This window comes from Lysinibacillus sp. BSL11 (assembly GCF_052928325.1).
This window is the reverse complement of the sequence record NZ_JAVGCX010000004.1, coordinates 93,115-108,282: the sequence shown is the minus strand read 5'-3', so window position 1 is coordinate 108,282 and position 15,168 is coordinate 93,115. Positions and strand designations below refer to the sequence as shown.

Here is a 15,168-nt window from a genome sequence, read left to right as displayed (position 1 = left end):
TCGCTCTTTTACCTATACCAATGATTTAGGATAAATTTCTGCTACATTATCTCGCAGCTTCGCTTTCAGGAATTTTCCGACAGATGTCTTTGGAATTTCTTCTAGAAAGACGACTGCATCTGGTACCCACCACTTGGCAAATTGATTTTCTAAAAAAGCAAGAAGCTCTGGTTCAGTTACTGATTGTCCCTCTTTCAATACAACACAAGCTAATGGACGCTCCTGCCATTTTGCATGGGGCATGGCAATGACAGCCGCTTCTAAAACGGCATCATGCGTCATCAGTGCATTTTCCAAATCAACAGAGGAAATCCACTCCCCACCTGATTTAATAAGATCCTTCGTACGGTCTGTTATTTTAATAAAGCCATCTGCTGTTCGTACAGCAATATCACCAGTATATAACCAACCATCTCGATAGGCATCTGCTGTTCGCTCATCACGATAGTATTCGTTGGAAATCCATGGGCCTTTTAAACGTAATTCCCCCATTGTTTCGCCATCCCAAGGTACCTCACCCGCCTCATTAATAATACTAGATTCGATACCTGCCATTGTCATCCCTTGCATCGCTCGAGCTTCAATACGTTTTTCAATCGGCCAATCTTCCATCCATGACATATAGTTGGACAATGCCACGATTGGTGTAGTTTCCGTCATGCCGTAGACAACAATATAAGGAATACCATACTTTTCTTCAAATGTCCGAATGAGTCGAGTTGGTGAAGCCGATCCACCACAGCATATCGCTCTTAAAGAGCTAATATCTCGCTCTTTCTTTTCCTGCTCCTGTAAGGCGCCTATCCAAATGGTTGGTACACCAGCAGTTAATGTAACTTTTTCTTGCTCGATTAAATCCATTATTAATGCTGAAGTAAATTGCGGACCTGGTAGAACTTGTGTAGCACCCACATTGACACTAGCAAAAGGTAAGCCCCATGCATTTGCATGAAACATGGGTACAATCGGCATCACCACATCCCTTTCCGCAATACCCATAGAGTCAGACATACTCAGCATGATACTGTGTAAAACTAAACCCCGATGGGAATAGACAACCCCCTTTGGATTCCCTGTCGTAGCACTTGTATAGCACATACCAGCAGGTGCTTCTTCGTCAATATCCTCTGGAAATTGAAAATTTTCATCAGCCGAAGCTAATATGTCCTCATAGGATAAAACATTTTGTAGTGTAGTCTTCGGCAAAGCTGGTTCATCCGTCATAATGATATAGTGTTTCACTGTCTTAAGTTTTGGCGCAATATTTTCAATGATCGGCAATAAATCTACATCGACCATTAAAATCTCATCTTCTGCATGATTAATAATATAGATTAAGTGTTCTTCTGATAACCGAATATTTACCATGTGCAAGATTGCCCCTGAGCAAGGCACAGCAAAATAAGCTTCTAAATGCCGATGCTGATTCCACGCAAAGGAGCCGACTTTTGTTCCTCTTGTCATCCCTAGCTTTGTAAGGGCATCTGCTAAACGACGCGTTCTTTTTGCCCACTCCCCATATGTTAAACGATGTATTTTGTGTGGGCTTGTCCGTGAAATAATTGATTTTCTTGCAAAATAGCTCTCTGCTCGCTTGAAAAAACTAGTTAAAACTAATGGTGCTTGCATCATAAAACCCATCATCCCTTCATTTGTGAATTTCCCCTTGTGAAATTGTTATAGCATTAATTAAACTGAATACTATTAATATTCCGAATATTATTATATTTTAATTTCATAATTTAATCTATATATTCCAATAATTTTCTTTTATATATAAAAAAAACGGATGAAGTTTAGATCTTCACCCGTTGCCCATCTTTTATGAAATGGCTTTTTTATGCAGTTTGATTTTCAATTTTTCTAACATATCTACTGTCATTTTAGCTAAATCATATTCTGCTTTGAAGCCCCACTCTTTTTGAGCCGCTTCAATATTTAAAGAGTTTGGCCAGCTATCTGCAATGGCCTGACGAACTGGATCTACCTGATAGCTCATTGTGAAATTTGGTAAGTGTTTCTTGATTTCAGCCGCGATTTGCGAAGGTTCGAAGCTCATGGCTGTAATATTAAAAGCATTGCGATGAACAAGCTTACTACCGTCTGCTTCCATTAAATCCACAATAGCTTGTAAGGCATCTGGCATGTACATCATATCCATAAATGTACCTTCCTGAATATACGATGTATATTTGCCTTGTTCGATGGCTTCATAGAAAATTTCTACTGCATAATCTGTTGTACCACCACCTGGAGGTGTTACATAAGAAATTAGTCCTGGGAAGCGTACGCCACGTGTATCAACACCAAAACGATTGAAGTAATAATCGCATAATAACTCACCCGCTACCTTATTTACCCCATACATAGTTGTTGGTCTTTGCAAAGTATCCTGTGGTGTATCTTCCTTAGGTGTAGACGGACCAAACGCACCAATTGAGCTTGGCGTGAAAAATTGCATATTTAACTCACGTGAAACCTCCAACGCATTCATTAATCCACCCATATTTAAATTCCAAGCTAACAATGGATTTCTTTCTGCTGTAGCTGATAATAATGCTGCTAAATGCATCATTGTATCTGCACCGAAGTCCTTTGCTAAATCATGCATTCTTTGTCCATCTGTCACGTCCAATATTTCAAATGGGCCCTTAGTATGTTCAAGCTTTCTAATGTCTGTAGCAAGTATATTGTCCTCTCCATAAATACCACGAAGTTTTTCTACAAGCTCAGAACCAATTTGACCAAGTGCTCCAGTAACAATAATCTTTTTCATTTCCCAAAACCTCCACATGTGAACAATTGTACTTTCCGAAAGTACAAAAATACATTAATAAACATTGATTTAATAACACTTTCAATGGAATTCATTATAATGTGTTCGTTTTGAAAATACAACAATTATATTAATAATATTCCTTACAAAGAACATACAATCCCTTATTAACAGTATATGAGAACATGAAAAATATTGTGCTACAAAAATATATAAAACACATTTGTACATCTCAAAAACACAAAAAATTTATACTTTCATAAGCTAGTTTTGTAACCATGCAAAAAAAGAATCTTCTTTGCTATTTTTTGCAAAGAAGACCCTTTTCGAATATTATTCTTTAATATTAAATTATATCGAAAAACGTTTGACAGCTATTTGCAAAACTTTTGATACTTTGCGCAATTCCTTTATATAATTATGGAACTGTTGCTGAGCTGTGAATTGATCAGCTGTTAACGTAGCAACATGCTTAGTAGACACGGCATTCGTATCGGATAAGGCTGTCAGCATACCTGCATCCTCACTTACCTTCTTCGTGTGATTGGCAATCTCTTGAACCGTAGCAGATACTTCCATCATATAAGGCTTAATAGTATGTACTTTTTCTAAAATTTGATCAAAACTTGATGCAGTTTGTCCTGTAACAGCTACACCTTTTTCAGTCGCCACTAAAACGCCTTCCATCATTTGTACCGCATAACTCGAATCTAAATGGATGTTCTGTACAATGGATGTAATCGTTTGTGTCGATTGAACAGTTTGCTCTGCAAGCTTACGAACCTCATTAGCCACTACTGCAAAACCTTTACCATGCTCTCCTGCTCTTGCGGCTTCAATTGACGCATTTAAAGCCAGTAAATTAGTTTGTGCTGTTATTCTTTCTATTACTTCAATCATTTGATCGATCGATGCAGCCCGCTCTACTAAATTAAAGATAGCTGTATTAGATTTTTCAACCGCCTGCTTAATAGCTTGCATTTGCGTTAAATTAGCCTGCACAATTTCAGTTCCACTTTCTGCATCTCTGGCCGTTTTTTGCGCAAAACTTTCTACAACCTGAACCTTTTCTAAAATAACCTGTACATCATTTAAAACCTCCTCTAAGGAAGCCGTATTCGAAGCTAATTTACTAGAAGAAGCAGACGTTGACTCTGAGATAGATTGTACATCCTTCGCTATTTTTAATGTCGTTGTTGATGATTGCTCAGAGGAGCTCTGCAATTTCCCTGTCATTTCTTCTACTTCATAGGCACTGTCTGTCACAGTATGGAGTAGTCGTTTCACCTCTGTTACCATTTGATTGTATGACAGTACTACTTCACCAAGCTCATCATGAGCTACATAACTTGCATTGGCAGTGAAATCACCTTGTTCTGCACGTTTTAATAATGACTTTAGTTGACGGGTTGGTATATTGACTGCCTTCGTTGCGATAAAGCCGATAAGGATAACAAGCAAGACAACCGCTAAGCATACACCACCTAGTAACCAGTAGCCGAATTGTACATCTTTCAGATAAGCATGCTGTTGGTCTTTTGCTCGTTGAACCAAATAATTTTGCGTGTCTTCTAATAATGCATGACTCTCCTGACTAATTGGTAAAAATGTTTGCACATAAAACTGATCTAGCTCACCATGGTTCAATTGCTTAAAGTTCTCGATGGCTTCTTCCTGCTTCTTAAGCAATGACTTATACTTCTTAATTTGATGACTCATCTTTTTATCAATTTCTTGGCTATCTAGATGCTCTAAAGGCTGTGCCATATTTTGTAAAATGGCTGTCATTTCTTTATCGTTGCCTTTCGAATCTACTATTAAATCTAATCGACGCTGTGATTCTTCTAGCTCATTTAGCCATCCAATTGGGACAAGTCCCTGTGTATAACTCTCACTTGCATGCCACGACATTTTCCTTAAGTAATCTACACTGAATATACCTAGCAATACATTCGATAATACACAAACAATCATGAGTACAAGTAACTTGTCCTTCACCTTAATGAAACGGAAAAAATGCATGATCCCTGGCTCCTCCTCCAACTCTTACCAATAATGATAGTATAGAGATATAAAGCCAGTGTTATATTTTTGTAAATTTTAATCGAAACATTAAGAATTTATACCCATCATTTAGTTTTATCTAGGTAATTTAACTCGCTAAATTAGCCGGATGATTGCTTCTTATTCATACTATTTTCAGAAAAACATCCGCAACCTTCCATACATTGTCAGCGTTCATAATAGAGAATGGAGGTGTTACATTTGACGCAATTCAAGAAGTTAGATTGGAGTTTAGTAATAAGTCTTCTTTTACTCGGCGCTATTAGTTGCCTTTTTGTCCATTCTAGTAGTGTAAATTTTGAACAGTATTCAAGCTCCTTTATTATCAAACAGTTTTTATTTTATATCATCGGATTAACCATCATGTTTGGAATATCTTTGCTTGATATTGAACAGTTGAAGAAGATTGGATGGCCATTTTACTTCCTAATAGTTGCTTTAACGGCTGGTCTTATTGTTGCACCTGAAAGCATTGCTCGAACGATCAATCAGGCAAAATCATGGTATCAAATCCCGTTTTTAGGCTCCCTCCAACCATCGGAATTTTTAAAATTCGCTTTTTTAATAGTTGTGAGTAAGGTCATTATTGCTCATCAAGAGAAAAATGCCCGCCCCTCTTATCTAGCAGATTTTTGGTTACTTATAAAAATCGGGCTAATTGTCATTCCTCCTACGCTACTTGTTTATAGACAACCCGATACAGGTATGGTCATGTTGTATATGGCAATGATTTTACCGATGATTTTCTTTTCAGGTATTCATAGAAAGCTTCTTGTTGTATTTACGGCCGTTCCTCTAGTTATCGTCAGTACGATGGTAGTGCTCTATGTCAGATTTAATGAATTTTTTACAGAGAAGGTTTTGGGCGCTCTATCAGGACATCAGATTTCTAGAATTTATGGATGGCTTCAGCCTTATGAATATACAGATTCTTCTTTTCAAGTACGCCAGGGCTTTATGGCTATCGGATCAGGAGAATTTGTGGGCAAGGGCTATCTACATAATAATGTCTATGTACCAGAAAAACATACCGACTTTATATTCTCTGCTATTGCAGAAGAGTTAGGTTTTATTGGAGGAGCATTTGTAATAGCGCTACTATTTTTTGTTATCTATCGTATTGTCGTTATCACGGTAGTAGCGCGAGACCCCTTTATGACTTTAATGGGGGCAGGTATTTCAAGCTTACTAGCCTTTCAAATTACTCAAAATATCGGTATGACCATTGGGCTTTTACCTGTCACAGGTGTCACCCTACCCTTTTTAAGCTATGGCGGAAGTTCATTATTATCCAATTTTATGCTTATCGGAATCGTCATGATTATTCATAATTCATATAAGGGGTATATGTTTAAAGTAGGAGACTAACAAAATACAAGTAGAGATATAGTACATACTATTCTCTACTTGCTAAGTTAAGGGGGGATTAATTCGTTAAAAACTTCTTCATACTTGCATCATATTGATCGATAAATAACTTTGCTTCATCATATGGTAAATTTAAAGCAGCTAAAGCGGCACCACCTACTGGTAAGCTATAAGCACCCACGAAGTCATACTGATTACTATTCTTTTTATCAATAGCGATTAATTTTTTAGTAAATAGCTCCAATTCATTAAAAACTCCACCAGCCAGCACTACTTTGACTTGCTTATCTGCAAACGGGTTTTTTTTGTAACAAGCATCTATACTTTGATAAAAAACATGGCACACTTGATCAATAATTGTATTGGCTTCTCCATCACCACGTTTAGCGCATTCAATTGCAACCTTACTTAAAGGAGATATGGTATCCCGCGGATGTCCTTCACCATATACCACTTCAATTATCTCTGGAACGGAATGTAATCGAAAATATTCTAATACCGCTGTTGTTAGAAGCGTTTCAGGACCTCTTTTATCGAATGCTTTAAATACCGCTTTTAATGTGCGTATGCCAATATCATAGCCACTGCCCTCATCATCAAAAATATAACCCCATCCTGCTGTGCGCTCAATTCTTCCAGATGCATCTATACTGAGTGTAATCGCACCCGTACCAGAAATTTGTACAATGCCTGGCTGCCCCAAGGTCCCCGCATACAGCGCGTTCATTCCATCATTCGATAGTGATAGTTGACAGTCTTTCGGTAAAAGCGAGGTTAATAATGCATAGGTAATTTTCTCATTATTATTTTCTGTTACACCAGACAGGCCCGCATGGCACTTTGTAATGTGTTGAAATTCCTGAGGCTGTTGTCTTTTTAAATCATTTATTAATTCTGTTATCGTCTCTGTAAAATGCTCAAAGCTCATGGACGTGGGATTACTTTTGCCTGTTTCTGCTAGCGCCATAATTTGCCCATGACATGTTGAGATTGTTGCAATCGTTTTCGTTCCACCACCGTCTATTGCCAAAACATGCAAGTGCCTTCACCTCTAGACAATTTTAATTGTAGATACAATTTCTCCTACCTCTACCCCTGCATCATTACGCACAAATGTAGGAGACAATGCTTTAATACGCTCAATTGTTTCTTGATTTTTATACTGAATTTGTTCCAATACAGAAGCAATTACATTCGGCCATGGACTTTCTGAGCCATTCATTATTTTCAAGGCAAAACTTACTCCTTCATCTCTAAGAGCAAAACAGTATACACCCTGTGCTCCGCCCTTTGCCACAATATTAGGGTCCTTTAATAATGCCGTACAAATAAAGTTTTGTGCTGCAATGATATGATTCTCATGATTCATCACTGACGTAAGCTTGATTACTGCTTCACGAATTAGTTGATCATCAATTAATTCTGGTCGTGCTAACTTTAAATAGGCAATGGCCATGTTTTTTAACGGAATCGCAAAGACGGGCGCACCACAGCCATCAATCCCTGTACGAATTCTCTCTATCTCATATTCACTTAAATAAGCAATATATTTTTTTATCATCTGTTGCAGTGGATGTTCGGGATGACAATATTGCTTGACATCATAGCCATTTGCTAGACATGCAGTTAAAAATCCTAAATGCTTACCAGCGCAATTATGAAAGAGTTTCCTCTTTTCAAATCCCTGTTGAATATACTGTGTTTTAGGTTCCTCATTTAATGGATAGGATGCTGCACAAATTAATTCATTTTCATGAATTGGGAGTTTTTCCAGCAGAGAAACTAATGCCTCTTGATGGTAAACTTCGCCTCTTTGTGAAGCCAGAAATAGTGCGCTTTCTTTTGAAGTAATTTCGTACTTTTCTATAAAATCAGTCAGAAAAATAGGAATGGCTTGAAATGGTTTTGCTGCAGAACGAAAATATACAGGCTTATAATCTTGACCTACTGAGACGAATTCTTCCTTCGCTAGATTCACAGCACTCATTTGACCATAATGCACATTTTCCATTAATCCTGAACGATACTCCTTTAAAAATTCTGAGTAAGCCACGAATCAACCAACCTTTCTTTAAACAGACAGCAACTGCTTTTGTGCTTGTAATGCCGCTCCTTTAACAACCCCTTCTTTTAATTGATTGGAAAACTGCAAATCAAAGTAGGGTTGTAATTCCTTCCATATATACTGTTTACACTTATCACTAAGCAGTTTTTGAAATGTCACATTGTGCTCAATAATTTCTCCACTGACAATGACAGCCTCTGGCTCGTATAAGCAAACTAGATTATTGATGGCAATAGCTAGAAAAGTAGCTACATCGTGCTGAATATCGATCGCCCATTGCTCGCCTTGATCAACACAATGCAAAATCTCTTCTATTAATTGAATATTAAGATTTTTCGGTGTTCTTTTTAACAGCGTAACTTCAGAAACATACATGGATAGGCACCCTCTTTTACCACAGTGACACATCTCACCAAATGGATTAATTGTTATATGGCTTATCTCTCCAGCTTTATTTTGAATGCCACGATACACTTCTCCATTTAATAATATAGATGCTCCTATTCCTGTTCCAATTCCGACTAAAATACAATTTGAATACAGTGGTGTGTAGATATCTCCAATTTCAGCAATGATTTGCATTTTTAATTCATTATCTACGATGACTTCACAACCAAAAATACCATTTAAATCTTCTCTTATATGGCAGTTTTCCCACTTCAATTGCTCAGAGGAAACGATTATCCCTTCCTCGTTATTGATTACTCCTGGAACGCCTATCCCAATGCCTAGTAATTTATCCGAAGCAATCTGATATTCTGTCATGATATTATCTATAGACTGTTTCAGTAGGTGTAGAGCTTCCTCATATTGGTGTCTAATGCTACATTTGACTTCCTGAAAGGCAATAAGCTTCCCTAAGAAATCTAATATACCTATTCGAATAGTAAAACAGTCAATTTCTATCCCAATCGTATATAAAGCATCTTCTCGCATATGAATTAACGTAGGACGTCTACCAATGGCTGTTTCTTCCGATACCCCTTCAAGAATAAAGCCTTCCGCTTCTAGCTCCTGCACAATACGAGTAATGGTCGTAGGGCTCATTTTTGTATATTTTGATAATTGAATTCTTGAAATTGGCGCCATCTGCCTTATTGCGTCAAGCACAATATATTTATTTTGTCTTCGCATTTGTACTTGATCTTGCTTTTTCAAATTAGATTCAACCCCTATTTAAACTTTTCTATGAATTGTACAGCTTCTTTGATGTCTTTTTCGGGATTTGATCTCACTTCTCGTTCAATAGTTAAATAGCCATTGTATCCGATTTCTTGTAAAGCTGAAAAATAAAGCTCGAAATTGACATCTCCATGACCTAATGGAAGTTCTCTGAAAAACTCTCCATTTTCCACCATTTCTTCTATTTTATCATGAGACGTTCCAGAATCGTATCCTAAGTACCCGTACACATCTTTAGGATTCGTTGACTGTAGTTGAATACCATCCTTTACATGTGTATGTACAATATACTTCTTTAATAGTTTGACTCCAGCTACAGGATCATCTTTTGTTACCATCACCATATTGGCAGGATCAAAATTAACCGATACACCATTCGTTGATAGCTTATCTAAAAACCCTTTTAATGTTTTACTCGTTTCTGGTCCTGTTTCAATCGCAAAGTAAGCGTCTAATGATGTAGCATATTGTCCTAATTCTTCACAAGCTTCCAGCATTGTTTGATAGATTGGGTCATTTTCATCTTCAGGAATAATGCCAATATGGGTTGTAACAATGGATGTTCCTAGGTCCTTGGCTAATTGCAGTATGTCTTTCGATTTCTTTATTTTCCAGGCATTTTCTGCTTTATCTTGGAAGCCATGTCCTCCTAAATCTCCACATAATGCAGAGATTTCTAGACCTAACCCTAAGATATACGCCTTCAATTCTGCTCTCTGTTCAGCACTTAGGTTATCGGGGTCCAATTCTCCTGAAACGGCATACATTTGTACCCCCTGTGCACCAACTTCTTTCGCCTTTAACAAACCTTCAACAATAGGTAAACGAAAGCTGTCTACTATCACACCGATTTTATTATCCAATTTCACCATTTTAATAAACAACCTCCTTTCCTTCAGTTGCAGAAATATAAATACCTTCTAAGATTTTCATAATTTCTACCCCATCTTCCACAGGTGCAACTGATTCATAATGATGAAGGCAACAATCAACAAATGAATTGATTTCATTTTGAAAGGCAGTCGCAAAATCAAATGTTAGATCGTTAATTTGAGGATGAATATTTAAAATCGTATTATGCTCTTCACTTACAATTTTTAATTCAGGCTCTAGCTCTGCTCCACCGTTCGTGCCATATAGCTTAATACTTATTTCTTCTTTTATAGCATGTAGTGTATAGGAAACGTCTACCATTAGCGAAGCCCCATTCTCAAATGTAATGAGGGCATTTGCTAAGTCTTCTACTGTGTTTTTAGTAGCATCATAGTCTGCAGCCTTGTAAAAGGATAAATTTTCAATATGATTTCGATTTCCTAATTGATTGTAAGTATGACCTGTTATACGCTTCACCTTTGGTCTACCCATTAAATACCAACATATATCAATTACATGTACCCCTAGATCAATTAAAGGTCCGCCACCAGACTTATCAATTTCTGCAAACCAGCCTCCTGGATTCCCTAATCTTCTTAGGCAGGAAGCTTTGGCATAATAAATATCGCCCAATTTGTTATCGTCAATGAAGCTTTTCAGTACTTTGGTATTTGTTGCAAACCGTCTTACATAGCCCACTTGAAATACTTTCTGATGCTTTTCTGCAACCTTTTGGATATTTAGAGCCTCTGCATAAGTCATAGATAGCGGCTTTTCTATTAGAACATGTAAGTCATTTTCCAAAGCAAGAATCGCCAATTCTGCATGCGTATTATTCCATGTACAAATACTGACAGCATCCACATTTTTATCTGCGAATAGCTCTTCTTTCGTAGAAAAAACATGCGTTGCTCCAAATTGGGCTGCTTTCGCTTTGCCTCGTTCAATAGAAGCATCATACACGCCATATAATTCAACGAATGGATTATTCGTATAGGAACCTAAGTGAAAATCTGAAATAGAACCTGTGCCAATGACACAAACTTTTAATTTGTTCATGTACTTTCCCCCTTTAGAGCTTGCATTCGTCCCATAAACGACGTACATTATCCATTCCTATTTTTGAACCAACTTGACAATCTTCCATTCCTTCAAACTCAATAGTAAGATAACCATCATATCCACTGCCTTTTACGAGCTTAATAATTTCTCGAATATTTATATCGCCATGTCCGACAATAGCACCTCTGATGTAGTTGTTATGAACGGTACGGAACCACTCGCCCTCACCTGGATTTTCATAATAAGGACGAATATAAAAATCTTTAAAATGTACCGTAGCAGCATAAGGAATGTTTTTCATAACACCAATGAGAGGTTCTTCATCAATACATAAAAAATTACCGATATCTAAAGTTGTTTTAAAGTTGTCTCTGTTTACCGCATGAATTAATTGTTGTACACGATCACTTGTTTGAACATTAAAGCCATGATTTTCAATCGTTGTCGTAATATTAAATTGTTTCGCGTAATCTGCAATTAGCTGACAGCCTCTAACCATTTCTTCAAAGTGCTCGTTGTAATAATGAATGGATGTTTGCTCCTTTGGTAAGGTAAAAAGAGTAACGTCATGGCGCATAATCTGAATACCCATATGATGTACTACATCAATATGTTTCTTTAAACGTTCAACTTCTTCTAAAAAAGCTTCTTCTGTATCCTGAATAAAGTTAGCTGGTAAAGAATAGGCGGATAACTCTAATCCTAGCTCTGCTGCTTTATCTTTAATTTCAGTTGCAAGTTCATAGTTATCTACAACCGTAAATTCGTAGGGCACTAATTCTACATGCTGACCACCGTTGTCTGCTACCCATTGTAAAACATCCAGAACATCCATCTCTCCCTGTCTCATTTTTTTAACCATGCTGTATGTGCTTAACCCTATTTTCATTTATAAACATCCTCTCCATTAGTTAACAAAGTGACATGCAACACTTTGCTCTTCGTTAATTTTCTTCATTTCTGGTATAGCTTGCTTACATATATCTGATGCAAAGGGGCACCTTGTGTGGAAGGTACAACCACTTGGCGGATTTTTAGGATTTGGAATATCACCAGTTAAAACGATCTTCTTTTTTCGTAATGTTGGGTCTGCAATTGGTACGGAAGCAATAAGCGCTTGTGTATATGGATGCTTTGGTTCATTAAATATGGTTTCTTTACGCCCAATTTCTACAATGGATCCTAAATACATAACCCCAATATAATGGCTAATATGCTCTACAACACTTAAATCGTGAGAAATAAAGAGATACGATATTTTATATTCTTGCTGTAATTGCTTTAATAGATTCAATATTTGCGATTGTATAGATACATCCAACGCAGACACAGGCTCATCAGCAATAATTAATTTTGGCTTTGTTATTAAAGCACGTGCAATACCTAAACGCTGTCTTTGTCCACCACTGAACTCATGTGCATAGCGATCGGCATGTTCAGCATTTAATCCAACGACTTCCAGCATTTCAAGCACTAGTTTTTCACGCTCTGCTTTCGAAAGTTTTGTATGAATTTCTAAAGGTTCCCCAACAAGCTCCTTGACCTTCATTCTTGGATTCAATGAGGCATAGGGGTCCTGAAAAATCATTTGAACAGTTTGCCTTAAGTGCCTTAATTCAGATGGCTTTGCAGTAGTTACTTCTTTCCCATCCACAACGATACTTCCATTCGTTGGTGCTATTAATCTAGTAATTAATCTGCCTGTAGTAGATTTCCCACAACCACTTTCTCCTACTAGACTGAATGTCGTACCTTCCTCTATTTCAAAGGAAACATCTATAACCGCGTTAACATATTGCTTTTTTTGAAATAACCCTCCGGCTATTTGAAAGCTCTTTTTTAAATTCTCCACTTTTAATATACTGTTAGGCATTTACTTCCACATCCTTTTTCACATATAGCCAGCAGCTACATTGGCGTGTAGCTGAAATTTTTACTGTCGGTGGACTCTCCTGATGGCATATAGACATCGCTTGATTACAACGTGGAGCAAATTTACAACCATTCGGCATATTTTGTGGGGATGGTACTTGACCATTGATAGAATCTAATACTTCTTTGTTATCACCAATTTTCGGTACAGATGCAATTAAACCTTTTGTATAGGGATGCTTGGGGCTAGCAAATAATTCAAAAACATCTGCTTCCTCTACAACCTGCCCTGCATACATTACCACTACCCTATCGCACATTTCCGCAACAACACCTAAATCATGTGTAATTAATAAAATAGCTGTCTCATTTTCTTCTTTTAGCTTTTTCATTAATTCTAAAATTTGAGCTTGTATCGTGACATCAAGCGCAGTGGTTGGTTCGTCAGCAATAAGTAAATTAGGGTGGCAGGCCATAGCCATTGCAATCATTACACGCTGGCGCATTCCTCCTGAGAGCTGATGTGGATATTCATAAATGATTTCCTCGGCCCTTCCTATGCCCACGCTTTTTAACATTTGGATTGCATGATGCTTACTTTCGTTCTTCGGCAGTTTCAAATGCATCTCAATTGCTTCCATTAACTGCTTGCCTATTTTTAAGACAGGATTTAAAGAAGTCATGGGCTCTTGAAAAATCATGGCCATTTGCTTGCCACGAATCTTCCGAATTTCTGATTCGGACATTTTCGTCAAGTCATGCCCATTAAAATGTATAGAGCCATTGACGATTTTGCCTGTAGTACCGTGAAATAATTGCATGATGGATAACGATGTTAAGCTTTTTCCACTGCCCGATTCTCCCACTAAGCCTAATATCTCTCCTTTACCGATGGAAAAATTGACACCTCTTAAAATCTTGATTTCCTTATTATCACGCGTAAAGGACGTTTCTAAGTCACTTACTCGCAATACATGTTCTGGCATAGGCATTCTCCTTAATTATTCTTTATTTTTGGATCTAACACATCTCGTAATCCATCACCTATTAAGTTAAATGCTAGTACGGTTAAAAATATGGCAATGCCTGGCATGATGACTACGTGCGAAGATGTTCCTAAATAGTCACGCCCACTACTTAGCATTACTCCCCACTCAGGCATTTCAGGGCTTGCACCTAAGCCTAAAAAGCTTAAACCAGAAGCTGCTAAAATGGCTGTCCCTATACGCATTGTGACAAAAATGATTAACTCACTAATCGTTTCAGGGAAAATATGTTTCCACAGCACTCTAACATGCGAAGCCCCCATTGATTGTGCTGCCTCTACGTAGACATTCTCCTTCGCATTCAATGTAGCACCTCTGACTAAACGGGCAAAAGATGGCACACTAAAGATCATCACAGCAATGATGACATTATTAATACCAGGGCCCAATAAGGCTACAATGGCAATCGCTAATAATAAATCAGGGAATGAAAACAACACATCACAGCTGCGCATGATGATTTTGTCAATCCACCCACCAAAGTAACCGCTAATTAAACCTAAAATAGTTCCTAGTATTAAGCCTAAAAATACGGCACTAAAACTCACCATTAAGGATATTTTTGCGCCTACTATTAAACGACTAAATATATCTCGACCATACTCGTCCGTTCCTGCCAAATGACTTGCACTTGGTCCCTCTAATAAAGCATCATAATTCGGTTCAAAAGGATCGTAAGGTGCGATATAAGTACCAATAATGGCGACTACAATTAACAATCCTATAAAGATACTTGCTACCAAAGCAGCCTTTTGTTTTTTAAAAGACTTCCAAAATTCTTTAAGAGGAGAGTATTTTCTTTGTGTATTTTGCACTTGGCTATTTTGCATAGTAGTTGGTGAAGTCATTTTGTTCCCTCC

General features: G+C 37.5%; 13 protein-coding genes. 1 reads left to right on the top strand and 12 read right to left on the bottom strand.

Annotated features, from left to right (window positions below; genetic code table 11):
• Positions 1-12 precede the first annotated feature (12 nt).
• From RCJ95_RS06115 to RCJ95_RS06105, 3 genes are all read right to left on the bottom strand, one after another.
• Positions 13-1,632, bottom strand: coding sequence for a long-chain fatty acid--CoA ligase (locus tag RCJ95_RS06115; protein ID WP_221679244.1), 1,620 nt, complete (start codon positions 1,630-1,632; stop codon positions 13-15).
• A gap of 190 nt (positions 1,633-1,822) precedes the next feature.
• The gene (locus tag RCJ95_RS06110) at positions 1,823-2,776 is read right to left on the bottom strand and encodes an L-threonine 3-dehydrogenase (RefSeq protein WP_004225462.1); all 954 of its coding nucleotides are present in this window, start codon (positions 2,774-2,776) and stop codon (positions 1,823-1,825) included.
• Between the two features lie 351 nt (positions 2,777-3,127).
• Positions 3,128-4,798: a methyl-accepting chemotaxis protein gene (locus RCJ95_RS06105; protein WP_446722023.1), complete on the bottom strand. Its 1,671-nt coding sequence runs from the start codon at positions 4,796-4,798 to the stop codon at positions 3,128-3,130.
• A 243-nt stretch (positions 4,799-5,041) separates the two neighbouring features.
• Between RCJ95_RS06105 and RCJ95_RS06100 the strand changes: the two genes are divergently transcribed.
• Positions 5,042-6,208 (top strand): FtsW/RodA/SpoVE family cell cycle protein, encoded by a 1,167-nt coding sequence (locus tag RCJ95_RS06100; RefSeq protein ID WP_257521098.1) that lies wholly within the window; start codon positions 5,042-5,044, stop codon positions 6,206-6,208.
• 58 nt (positions 6,209-6,266) lie between these two features.
• Here the strand turns inward: RCJ95_RS06100 and RCJ95_RS06095 are convergent, their stop codons facing one another.
• The 9 genes from RCJ95_RS06095 to RCJ95_RS06055 are packed head-to-tail and all read right to left on the bottom strand — an operon-like array spanning position 6,267 to position 15,156.
• A complete protein-coding gene (locus tag RCJ95_RS06095; protein ID WP_274771392.1) occupies positions 6,267-7,247 on the bottom strand; it encodes an N-acetylglucosamine kinase in 981 nt (326 codons plus the stop codon).
• 12 nt (positions 7,248-7,259) lie between these two features.
• On the bottom strand, positions 7,260-8,261 hold the full coding sequence (locus RCJ95_RS06090) for an asparaginase (protein ID WP_221679236.1): 1,002 nt from the start codon (positions 8,259-8,261) through the stop codon (positions 7,260-7,262).
• Between the two features lie 18 nt (positions 8,262-8,279).
• Positions 8,280-9,431 (bottom strand): ROK family protein, encoded by a 1,152-nt coding sequence (locus tag RCJ95_RS06085; RefSeq protein ID WP_446722022.1) that lies wholly within the window; start codon positions 9,429-9,431, stop codon positions 8,280-8,282.
• Positions 9,432-9,445: 14 nt separating this feature from the next.
• Positions 9,446-10,327 carry a sugar phosphate isomerase/epimerase family protein gene (locus tag RCJ95_RS06080; RefSeq protein ID WP_221679232.1) on the bottom strand — a complete coding sequence of 294 codons (882 nt, stop codon included), beginning with the start codon at positions 10,325-10,327 and terminating at the stop codon, positions 9,446-9,448.
• Position 10,328: 1 nt separating this feature from the next.
• Positions 10,329-11,387 (bottom strand): Gfo/Idh/MocA family protein, encoded by a 1,059-nt coding sequence (locus RCJ95_RS06075; protein ID WP_004225482.1) that lies wholly within the window; start codon positions 11,385-11,387, stop codon positions 10,329-10,331.
• 13 nt (positions 11,388-11,400) lie between these two features.
• Entirely contained in the window at positions 11,401-12,279 is an 879-nt protein-coding gene (locus RCJ95_RS06070; protein WP_221679230.1) for a sugar phosphate isomerase/epimerase family protein, read from the bottom strand.
• Positions 12,280-12,297: 18 nt separating this feature from the next.
• On the bottom strand, positions 12,298-13,263 hold the full coding sequence (locus tag RCJ95_RS06065) for an ABC transporter ATP-binding protein (RefSeq protein ID WP_221679228.1): 966 nt from the start codon (positions 13,261-13,263) through the stop codon (positions 12,298-12,300).
• Complete coding sequence (locus RCJ95_RS06060) at positions 13,256-14,248, bottom strand: ABC transporter ATP-binding protein (RefSeq protein ID WP_221679226.1); 993 nt, start codon at positions 14,246-14,248, stop codon at positions 13,256-13,258. The genes RCJ95_RS06065 and RCJ95_RS06060 overlap by 8 nt, the downstream gene beginning before the upstream one ends.
• Before the next feature lie 11 nt (positions 14,249-14,259).
• Positions 14,260-15,156: an ABC transporter permease gene (locus RCJ95_RS06055; protein WP_369578688.1), complete on the bottom strand. Its 897-nt coding sequence runs from the start codon at positions 15,154-15,156 to the stop codon at positions 14,260-14,262.
• Between the last annotated feature and the right edge of the window lie 12 nt (positions 15,157-15,168).

Excerpts from the sequence above, each read along its gene's own strand:
- RCJ95_RS06115 (WP_221679244.1), bottom strand. The coding sequence starts at position 1,632 with ATGATGCAAGCACCATTAGTTTTAACTAGTTTTTTCAAGCGAGCAGAG.
- RCJ95_RS06110 (WP_004225462.1), bottom strand. The coding sequence starts at position 2,776 with ATGAAAAAGATTATTGTTACTGGAGCACTTGGTCAAATTGGTTCTGAG.
- RCJ95_RS06105 (WP_446722023.1), bottom strand. The coding sequence starts at position 4,798 with ATGCATTTTTTCCGTTTCATTAAGGTGAAGGACAAGTTACTTGTACTC.
- RCJ95_RS06080 (WP_221679232.1), bottom strand. The coding sequence starts at position 10,327 with ATGGTGAAATTGGATAATAAAATCGGTGTGATAGTAGACAGCTTTCGT.
- RCJ95_RS06075 (WP_004225482.1), bottom strand. The coding sequence starts at position 11,387 with ATGAACAAATTAAAAGTTTGTGTCATTGGCACAGGTTCTATTTCAGAT.
- RCJ95_RS06070 (WP_221679230.1), bottom strand. The coding sequence starts at position 12,279 with ATGAAAATAGGGTTAAGCACATACAGCATGGTTAAAAAAATGAGACAG.
- RCJ95_RS06065 (WP_221679228.1), bottom strand. The coding sequence starts at position 13,263 with ATGCCTAACAGTATATTAAAAGTGGAGAATTTAAAAAAGAGCTTTCAA.
- RCJ95_RS06060 (WP_221679226.1), bottom strand. The coding sequence starts at position 14,248 with ATGCCAGAACATGTATTGCGAGTAAGTGACTTAGAAACGTCCTTTACG.
- RCJ95_RS06055 (WP_369578688.1), bottom strand. The coding sequence starts at position 15,156 with ATGACTTCACCAACTACTATGCAAAATAGCCAAGTGCAAAATACACAA.